This is a genomic window from Rhodopirellula maiorica SM1 (assembly GCF_000346295.1).
Classification (GTDB): domain Bacteria; phylum Planctomycetota; class Planctomycetia; order Pirellulales; family Pirellulaceae; genus Novipirellula; species Novipirellula maiorica.
Window position 1 is genome coordinate 1 of the sequence record NZ_ANOG01000036.1, and the last position, 9,702, is coordinate 9,702.

Sequence of the window (9,702 nt, forward strand, 5' to 3'; positions counted from 1 at the left end):
GCCCGAGGCGGCTTCGCGGCTGGCGCCAAACGAAAAGTCGCTCGCGTCGACGATCAAAGGTTCACCATTGACGGTGTTACGAAGTGCAATCTGCTGGCCGCGGCGAATCGCTGTCCCTTCGTTGAACGATTGCGATAGCTCGAGTGCCGCAGCCTTGGCCGCTGCATCGGTGGCACTTCGAAGTTCCGTTCTGGCCAGATGCATCTGAGCGATATCGACCGAGAAGGTGACCGCCATCATAAAGGCGACCATCATGATCACGATCAAAACCAGCATCGCACCACGGCGACGTGACGCATCACGACGTAAGGTGCCCCGATGCAAACTGGATCGGCGCAAGCTAGTCGGACGCAAGATAGATTGAGGGGTAGAGTCATTCATCATCATTATTCCTTCAACATCACGACGCGTGCGATTAAGTCTCGATTGGCAATGAACTGACCCGCCAGCGGGCTGTTGGACTGCGTGGGAGCCACGATTTCGACTGCAATTTCTTCGCCCCGTTTGGCTTGTTCGGGACTGCGATCGGGAAACCGAACGGCGAAGTCACGCACGTTGCGTGCGTTCAGAATATTGATGGCACGATCTTCCGCAGCACTGTTTGTCGAAGTGCTCAGTGCGGCTTCGCGAGCTCCTTCGTACGCCGCCACACTGAGGGCTTGTTTCAGGAAGATAAAACTGCTCGCTTCGATCGAACCGAACACTAGCAGAACGAGGATTGGCAAACAGACTGCGAATTCGGCTGCTGCGACCGCGTGTCGTGAACGCCGGCGAGGGCGATTGATACGGAGGTGACGGTTCGTGTCTTTTCCGTTAGCCGGTTGCGGATCGATCGTGCGGTGGAAACGTTGCTTCGTGGTGGTCATCGATTTTATACCTCCCGGTCGGTGGCCGAAGGTGGATCGGTGGTTGGGATCACGCTGGGAACCCGCTCGATGACCGCATTAAAATCAGCGGCAATGTTTTGCCAAAAGTCGTCGTTGCGGAACTGCAACGGCGTCACCGCGCGGCCGCTACGGACGTCCGCAAGGGCGTTTCGCAGTCGCAAGATGGGGCCGGCAAAACGATTGGTCAGCTTCAACGTGTCCCAGACAAAGGCGGGGATCAACGCCATTGTGATAACAAAAAATGGCATGAATCGTTGCATCGTATCGACAAACGTTTGGCCCCATTCGGCATCGGGTTGCTCGAACAAGCGAATCCAAATGGTCAAGGCAATCGCGTTGCACACAAAGAATACGATCCAGTGAATCGCGATCTTGCGAAGAAGTCCTCCTTGGACCTCGCGATCAACAAGCGTTCGGCTGCGGCGTGATTTGGTTTGGCTCATGGTTTCGTCTACGACTATGGGTAGGTGAATTGACTCGCAAAGTGTCAGATGGTTGCGGTCGGGCAAATCGGCTCTCCAAGGGAACCGTAGGTCAGAGTTCCGCGAATCGATTCGTCTACGCACAAACTTGCCTCCCCCCAGCAGATCGATTTGCGGTTTATGCCGTTCGCAGCGATTAATCCGTCGCGTCCTGCCGCTACAAAATGCTTCACAGTGTTGCCGGTCAGGGCCAAGGGTGATGGCATTGGACGTTTGCCCCACGGCTAACAAATGCCCCACGGCTAACAAAATTTGACCGGTTGCTTATAACGGTGTTATCAAGCTCTCTCTGTTTGCGTGATTACCTGTGTTAAGGAAAGACGATGCATCAGTGCGCCCACCATCACACTGAAAATCAGAATTACGGATCGGCCTTTGCCATCGGCGTGGTACTCAATGTGGCGTTTGTCTTAGTCGAGGCAGGGTACGGTTTCTACAGCCATTCGCTGGCGCTGTTGGCGGATGCCGGACATAATCTTTCGGACGTGTTGGGGCTGTTGATCGCATGGGGAGGCTATGCGTTGGCGAAGGTGCCGCCGTGCAACAAACGCACCTACGGGTGGCGGAGCACGACCATTTTGGCGGCGCTGGTGAATGCGTTGATCCTATTGGTCGCGATCGGAGGAATCGCGTGGGAAGCGATTCACCGTTTCCAAGACCCTGCCGACGTTGCCGCGCCGACGGTTATCATCGTGGCGCTAATTGGGGTGGTGATTAACACGATCACGGCATTGTTGTTTATGAAAGGTCGGCATGGCGATCTGAATATTCGCGGTGCGTTTTTGCATATGGCGGCCGACGCGCTGTTGTCCTTGGGAGTCGCCGTCGCAGGCGTGTTGATTCTGTATACCCAGTGGAATTGGATCGACCCCGCAACGAGTTTGTTGATCGCCGTGGTGATCTTTGTTGCCACGACCGATCTGCTTCGCGAATCGGTGAACTACGCTCTGCAGGCCGTACCCAAAAAGATCGATCTTGATGACGTCAGCGCCTATTTGCTGAAGTTGCCCGGAGTGACGGCAGTTCACGATTTGCATGTCTGGGCGATGAGCACTACCGAGATTGCTTTGACGGCTCATCTGGTCAAACCGCAGCTCGAAAACAACGATGCCCTGCTGAAAAAGATCGCTCATGACTTGGATCACGAGTTCCAGATCAGCCACGCCACGGTGCAAATCGAATCGAGTGTTGATGCTGCGAATTGCCGCCAAGCCGAGGCCGGATCGCTGTGAAATGATGGGGGGAAAGGCAACCTCGTGCTTTGCTAGGCCTTTGAATCGAGGCAAGGCGGAAGCGGAAGAGGTCAAGTTTTTCGTGGTTTTTGCCGATCGCTGCGAAACCGAGACCCCCATCCTGCGACGCCAAAATAATGCTTTGACGCAGCAGGATTCGCTAACAAAGCGGCGATATCTGGCACGAAAAGGACTCGCACAATCCTTGACGTATTGATTAAAATAGTGTGCATCCCGCCTTCCCCTACCTGCCACCGATGCCCGGCAATCGCTGCGGCCAATGACACTCTAGCCTGTTGTTCCCCCCTACCATGCCGAACCCTTTGTTTCCGTGTGCGCCAATCCGAATGCTTGTGATGGTGATCGTTCTTACACCATGTTGTGTGAGTGCGGAATCTGGCCAAGGGCAGTCGCATATGCCGGGGGCAGCCACCGAGATCCTCGAAAATTCGTGTATCGATTGTCACGCTGACGAATCGGGCGAAGGCGGATTCGATGCGTCCGCGCTGGGGGCTGATCTATCCGATCCGAAAACGCTCGCAACATGGCAACGCGTTTTCGATCGAGTTGAAAAGGGCGAAATGCCGCCTGAAGATGCCGAATCCTTGGAACCCAAAGTTCGCAAGCGGTTTCTCGACGCGACGTCGCGTTGGATCACCTCGACTCAGTTGTTCGAGTTTTCGAAGCTGGGCCGCGTGCAAGCACGACGTTTGACGACGTTGCAGTTGGAACGAACGCTGCATGATTTGTTGTCGATCGATATTCCGTTAGCGTCGCTCGCGCCCGAGGACCCACGAGTCGATGGATTTACCAATATCGCCTCGGCCCAGGCGATGTCACACTTTCAGATCGAATCGCATCTGAACATTGTCGATGCAGCCCTCGACGAAGCCTTTGATCGTGCTTTGGAGGACGAGTCGCCTCATGTCAAATCGTTGACCGCAAAACAAATTGCACGCACAAATCCGAAACGGCGATGTCGCGAACCTGAAATGCTTGATGGAAAGGCAGTGGTTTGGGCGTCCCGACTGATCTTCTACGGACGCATCCAGTCCACGACGGTACCAAAAGATGGTTGGTACCGAATGACTGTGACCGCATCGGCAATGAACAAGCCAGAGGATCACGGCGTCTGGTGCACCGTGCGTACTGGGTTTTGCACATCGGGAGCTCCGCTGATGTCGTGGGTTGGGTCGTTTGAGGCGACCGACGAACCGATCGAGCGAACCTTCGAAGCTTGGGTTCCCAAAGGTCAGATGTTCGAAATTCGTCCCGGCGATTTAACGTTAAAGCAAGGACGATTCGCCGGAGGCCAAGTGGGCGCCGGTGAGGGGACGCCTCAGAATCTTGCGGGTGTCGCCTTTCACGAAATGAAGATTGAAGAGATTCATCCCGGCGGTGATGTCAGCTCGGTTCGCAATCATTTGTTCGGAAGCTTGAAGCTCAGTAAGTCGGGCAATGCGAAAAATAGCAAAACGAAGCGTTTGCAATTAGACAAACAAGTCACGCAGACGGAGCTCCGCGAGCAATTGAATCGTTTTGCTCACCGCGCGTTCCGTCGTCCTGTTTCCAAGGCGGAACTGCAGCCCTACATCGAGATTCTGTCGCAAATGCTCGAGGACAACGGCGATCCGCTCGAAGCGTTGCGGGCAAGCTACCGTGCGATTCTTTGTTCCGCTCGATTTATGTACTTGATCGAACCGACGTCAACCGAGTCGGCAAGCAATATTTCGTCGAGAACGCCGCTGGATGATTTTGCGATCGCATCGCGTCTGAGTTACTTTTTGACGGGATCGATGCCGGATGCCGAACTGTTCAAACTGGCTCGACAACAGAAGCTGCGTGATCCCGAGGTGCTGATTTCTCAAGTCGATCGATTGATTGGCGGAAACGGACAACGCCAATTTGTTGCGGATTTCACGTCTCAGTGGCTCGATTTGATCGATATCAATTTCACCGAACCCGATCCCAAGCTTTACCCTCGCTACGATTCGGTAGTCGAGAACGCGATGTTGGCCGAGACACATCGTTATATCGAGACGCTGCTTAGTCAGAACGCCAGCATCGACAAACTGGTTCGTTCGGACTTTACGTTTTTGAACAGCCGCTTGGCACGTTTCTATGGCATCGAGGGGATCGAAGGCGATGAGCTTCGGCTCGTCAAACTGGATAAAGGTTCGTCGCGAGGAGGACTGCTGTCCCAAGGTGCGATTTTAAAGGTCACGGCGAACGGTACGACGACGTCACCGGTGCTGAGAGGCGTATGGGTGTGCGATCGCATTTTAGGAGAACCGATTCCTCCGCCGCCTGAAAGTGTTCCTGCGATTGAACCCGATATCCGTGGTGCAAAAACGATTCGCGACCAATTGGAACTGCATCGCAATCATACCGAATGCGCGAGCTGTCACTCGAAGATCGACCCGCCCGGATTTGCACTGGAAAGCTTTGATGCGGCCGGCCAATGGCGAGATCATTATGTGATCTCGGGAAAAGGCAGACGCAAAGGCCCCAAAGTAGATCCCAGCTATCAATTGGCCGATGGTCGGCCCTTCGATGGGTTTAACCAGTTCCGTGAGCTGATCGCGAATGAACAAAAAATGCTGGCTCGCAATTTCGCGGAAAAACTGCTGGTCTATGGCACCGGAGCCCCGATCGCTTTTGCGGATCGTCAAATTGTGGAACAGATTGTCGATTCCACATCCGACGATCATTACGGAATGCGATCGCTGTTGGACGCGGTGGTATTGAGTCCGATCTTTTTGTCAAAGTAGATGGTAACAGTCCATTGCATCGGTTCGCCGATCGTTTGCCTTTCATTTAACGAACAGAGAAACCATGAGAAAAACAATTCACTTCAATCTTAAATCTCGCTTGAACCGTCGCACCATGTTGCGTGGTACCGGGATCGCGATGGGGTTGCCATGGTTGAGCGCGATGCAGCCGACGTTTGCCAGCGACCGCAGCGAAAGTAAACCAAAGCGGCTCGTTACGATGACGCTTGGACTTGGGTTGGTCGCAGATAACTTGTTCCCCGAGGCCGGGGGACGTGATTATCAAGCGACACCTTACCTTCGTCCGTTGCAAGACCTGCGGAATCAATTCACCGTGGTCTCGGGAACGTCGCATCCGGGGGTGAAAGGTGGCCACCGAGCTGAGGCGAGCATTTTGACCGCGACGCCGATGGGGTCTGCGGGCAAGGCGAAGAACTCGATCTCGATCGATCAATTGCTCGCCAAACACTTTGGCGATGCCACTCGATTTCCATCACTGGTGCTTAGCAACGGCGGATCAACCAGTCCGTCGTACACCGAAAATGGATCGATGATTCCACCCGAATCATCGCCATCGCGTTTGTTTGCCAAGTTGTTTATCAACGATCCACCCCAGCAGCGAAAGATTCAAGCCCAACGTGTTCACGAGGGACGCAGCATCATGGATCTTGTCGGCGAGGATGTTAAATCGCTCGAGCGGCAACTCGGCGTGGGTGACCGCAATCGATTGGACGCCTATTTCACGAGCGTCCGTCAGTTGGAAAAACGGATGGAATTGTCCGAACGCTGGGCCAAGCTTCCCAAACCAGATGTCGATGCCAAGAAACCCGTCGATGTAGGCAACCCGAATGATCTGATCGCTCGGCAAAAAACGATGTGCGAAGTGATTAAACTCGCTTTGCAAACCGATTCGACTCGCTACATTTCGTTTCACGTTCCTGGCAGCGGTGGCGTTCTTCCGCTCGAAGGTGTCGACGAAGGCTATCACTCGCTAAGCCACCATGGTCAAGACGAAGACAAGTTGTCGCAATTGGCGATCGTCGAAGAAGCGTTTGTGGATCAGTGGGGCCAGTTCTTGCGAGATCTGAAAGAGACCGACGACTCGGGGGCTTCGCTGTTGGATTTGACCACGGTCTTTTTGACTAGCAATTTGGGCAACGCGTCCAACCACGACAATCGCAATATGCCCGTGTTGTTGGCTGGCGGAGGCTTCCGACATGGACAACACCTCGCATTTGATCGAAAGAACAATTACCCTCTGCCGAACCTGTACGTTTCGATGCTGCAGAATCTGGGCATGGAAATCGACCAATTTGCTACCAGCACCGGAACGATGAACGGGTTATCCAGCTAACCACCTATTTGCTCCGTTCCCAAGCAATCCGTCGTCAACATGTCGCTCTATTTCTTTGTGAGTTCGCAGCGTCAGTTGACCGAGGGGACGCCGTGGGCCGAGACCATTGCCGATTCGATCGATGCTGAAATCGTCTTGGTCGTATTAGGCCAGGACCGCAGCACACTTGCGGAACAGGCTCGAAAAACGCTGCAGTCTTCATCGACGATTAAGACAATCGAGGTGGTCGATGAAGATATCGATTCGGTACTGAACCACATTCGTGTCAAAAAATCGTCCTTGGTTCTGATCGTCAAGGAAGCTCATGATGAACCGCTGCAGCGATCCTTGTTCGAGCGTTCGCCGGTTCAAACATTGTGGCTTCGCATCAACGGTGTTCCGCCAACCTCGTCATCGCAAATCTTTGATTTCGATGGCTCCACGCAATCGGCGACGCAGCGGATCGCCAAGCGGTTACTCGGGCATTCCGGCCAAGCACCGCTCCTCGAAAACGATCTGCCGATTGACGCGGACAACCCAAAGTGGCTGGAACAGGAAGCCGTTCGGCTGGAAACCCAGCGGTGCCAAACGGGAGACATGGTTTGGATCCTCTATGGGCGGACGCCGGGTGAGGAAACACGGTATGCCGCCGCTCGTGCACTGATGAAGGAATCGACCCAGGCGTCGATTGCCTTGATTAGCAAAGGGGAAACGTTTCCTGAATCGTTGGCTTCACGACTGCGGTATTGGTCCACTCATGTTGCCGAACCGGTGACACGAGAGCAACGAGTTGAGTTGTCACAGTCGTTGACCGAAGGCTCGCATCCGAGCTGGGAGTTTTTGGGATTGATCTCGGCATCCGCCATGCTGGCGGCTTTTGGATTGCTGCAAGATTCGGCAGCGGTGATTATCGGAGCGATGTTGATTGCTCCGTTGATGACACCGATTGTCGGCGCCGGCTTGGCACTGACTCATGGTAACCGTCCGCTGTTTCAGACGGCTTCCAACGCGATTGTAATTGGTTTCCTTGGAGCCTTGAGTTCCAGTTTTCTCTTTGGTTGCCTTGTGGTGATGTTGCAGACGCCCGAGGTTACACCCGAGATGTGGGCTCGCTGTAAACCATCGGCTTTGGATTTTTGTGTCGGGCTGGTCGGAGGAATGGCGGCTTCCTACGCGCGGACACGCAGCCATCTTTCCTCGGCGTTGGCGGGTGCCGCAATCGCAGCCGCACTGGTGCCGCCAATATCGACGGCGGGGCTGCAGATCGCATTTCGTATTACTCAAGGCGCTGATAGCCCGATTTGGAGTAGCGGACAAGGGACGCCGATCTTTGGCCCGGTGTTGCTGGTTTCGGTGAATGTGTTGACGATCATGATGGGATCCTCCTTTGTACTGTACGCACGCGGCATGCGAGTAGACCGCGCGTTTACGGTTGGCCAACGCTGGGCCGGACGGATGACGATCCTGTTGGTCACCCTGATGCTTCTGGTTCTGGTCTGGACGCTCGGTCACTGAGTGGGGTGGCAAGATCTTTCGGTAGGCTGGGCTCAAGCGGCCAATAAAACTTCGCCCCATCATCCTTGCCCAACTGCCGCTGTGCGTATTGAATCATTTTTTGCCGCTGACGCTCTTTTGCTGCGGTATGCAGGTTGACTTTGCCGGTTGCGCGGATCATTCGCATTTCCGCAAGCGGTTGAACGTGTGCAACAGGTTTATTCCCAACGATGCCTACCGCTGCTATCCGATGAATAACAGTAACAATTGATTCGCACGAGACAGGGATCATGAGCCAGGGATCACGAAATGGGGATCACGAAATGGGGATCACCGTCAGCAGCACTGCTCGCTTGTTTCCAGCGTTAACGAGTTGCACGAGAACGAACTCAGTTTGAATATTGGTGTATTTGATGTCTAAGCGACGACTCTATTTTGCTAACTTGCTACTTGCCGCATCGACCGCCAGTATGGTTGGGTGTGCATCGCCGGGGATGTTTTCTTCGTTAGTGGAATCCAACCCGTCGTCGTTTGACGTGTCGCTGATTGACGCACCTGAGGGATCCGCTGAGGAGGTTATGGTTAAGACGGCTGAATCTAACTCGGCTGGGCCCACCGTGACGGAAACGGCCAGTTCCCAAAGTGATATTTCCCAAGTCAACTTTGATGATTTTGGCTTTGCCAGCGATGGCCAAGCGACGTATCCCGAGACGATGGTGCAAGTTGCCGTTCCGTTTGAAAATACATCCGGTGAAATCGCTAGCGAACCATCGACAATGACCCTGGCGGATTTCGAAGCTCTCGCTCTTGGCAACAATCCAACCATCCAAGGACTTGTGGCCACGACGCAAAAAGCAGCGGGTTTTCGCACGCAAGTAGGGTTACGGGCCAATCCGACGGTCGGTTACCAAGGCATGCAGTTGGCCGATGAAGGCACCGATCAACACACGGTCTTTATCTCTCAAACGCTAGTCACCGCAGACAAATTAGAGCTGAATCGTCGTGTTCAGAACGAAGCCCTGCGAGCTCAATTGTTTCAGTTGGAAGCACAAAAATACAGAATTGCGACCGACATTCGCGTCAAGTTTTATGATGCCTTGGCGGCTCAGCAACGGATGAAATTGATCCACGACTTTCAATCCGTTGCCGACAAGGGGTTGGAGTTAGCCGAGCTTCGCAAGGAGGCACTCGAAGGATCGCAATTGGATGTGGTGCAAGCCAAGGTGCAAAAGAACGAGATCGATCTTTCGTTGCAGCAAGCCGAAATTCGGTATGCGGCAGCGTGGCGAGAACTCGTAGCGTTGGCCGGGACTCCGCACATGCAGCCGCTCACACTGCAAGGCGAATTGCCTCAGTCCGAAAACACGCTCGATTGGTCAGATGTTGCCGCCACCATGGTCGCGTCGAGCCCCGAATACCAAGCTGCTCAGACACGAATCAGCCAAGCGCGAGCGAACATTCGGCGTCAATGTGTCCAGCCTATTCCGAACCTCGATCTCCAAC

General features: G+C 54.2%; 8 protein-coding genes. 5 read left to right on the forward strand and 3 right to left on the reverse strand.

Translation table 11 applies throughout. The annotated features are described in order from the left end of the window. The 3 genes from RMSM_RS01195 to RMSM_RS01205 form a co-directional block, all read right to left on the reverse strand. Positions 1-381: TadE/TadG family type IV pilus assembly protein (locus RMSM_RS01195; protein ID WP_236621956.1), on the reverse strand; the 381-nt coding region annotated here is incomplete at its 3' end. 5 nt (positions 382-386) lie between these two features. Next, positions 387-866, reverse strand: coding sequence for a TadE family protein (locus RMSM_RS01200; RefSeq protein ID WP_008690299.1), 480 nt, complete (start codon positions 864-866; stop codon positions 387-389). Positions 867-871: 5 nt separating this feature from the next. Beyond that, positions 872-1,330, reverse strand: a complete 459-nt coding sequence (locus RMSM_RS01205; RefSeq protein ID WP_008690301.1) for a hypothetical protein — start codon at positions 1,328-1,330, stop codon at positions 872-874. Between the two features lie 362 nt (positions 1,331-1,692). On the opposite strand from RMSM_RS01205, the gene RMSM_RS01210 reads away from it, so the two are divergent. The 5 genes from RMSM_RS01210 to RMSM_RS01235 form a co-directional block, all read left to right on the forward strand. Beyond that, entirely contained in the window at positions 1,693-2,601 is a 909-nt protein-coding gene (locus RMSM_RS01210) for a cation diffusion facilitator family transporter (RefSeq protein ID WP_008690303.1), read from the forward strand. Positions 2,602-2,984: 383 nt separating this feature from the next. Then, on the forward strand, positions 2,985-5,372 hold the full coding sequence (locus RMSM_RS01220; protein WP_236621957.1) for a DUF1592 domain-containing protein: 2,388 nt from the start codon (positions 2,985-2,987) through the stop codon (positions 5,370-5,372). A gap of 64 nt (positions 5,373-5,436) precedes the next feature. Beyond that, the gene (locus RMSM_RS01225; RefSeq protein WP_040763431.1) at positions 5,437-6,726 is read left to right on the forward strand and encodes a DUF1552 domain-containing protein; all 1,290 of its coding nucleotides are present in this window, start codon (positions 5,437-5,439) and stop codon (positions 6,724-6,726) included. Between the two features lie 39 nt (positions 6,727-6,765). Next, positions 6,766-8,220, forward strand: a complete 1,455-nt coding sequence (locus RMSM_RS01230; RefSeq protein ID WP_008690309.1) for a DUF389 domain-containing protein — start codon at positions 6,766-6,768, stop codon at positions 8,218-8,220. Between the two features lie 392 nt (positions 8,221-8,612). Further along, on the forward strand, positions 8,613-9,702 hold a 1,090-nt coding region (locus RMSM_RS01235), incomplete at its 3' end, for a TolC family protein (protein ID WP_040763433.1).

Bases quoted from the DNA above. Each gene is read 5' to 3' on its own strand.
- RMSM_RS01200 (WP_008690299.1), bottom strand. From the start codon at position 866: ATGACCACCACGAAGCAACGTTTCCACCGCACGATCGATCCGCAACCG.
- RMSM_RS01205 (WP_008690301.1), bottom strand. From the start codon at position 1,330: ATGAGCCAAACCAAATCACGCCGCAGCCGAACGCTTGTTGATCGCGAG.
- RMSM_RS01210 (WP_008690303.1), top strand. From the start codon at position 1,693: ATGCATCAGTGCGCCCACCATCACACTGAAAATCAGAATTACGGATCG.
- RMSM_RS01225 (WP_040763431.1), top strand. From the start codon at position 5,437: ATGAGAAAAACAATTCACTTCAATCTTAAATCTCGCTTGAACCGTCGC.
- RMSM_RS01230 (WP_008690309.1), top strand. From the start codon at position 6,766: ATGTCGCTCTATTTCTTTGTGAGTTCGCAGCGTCAGTTGACCGAGGGG.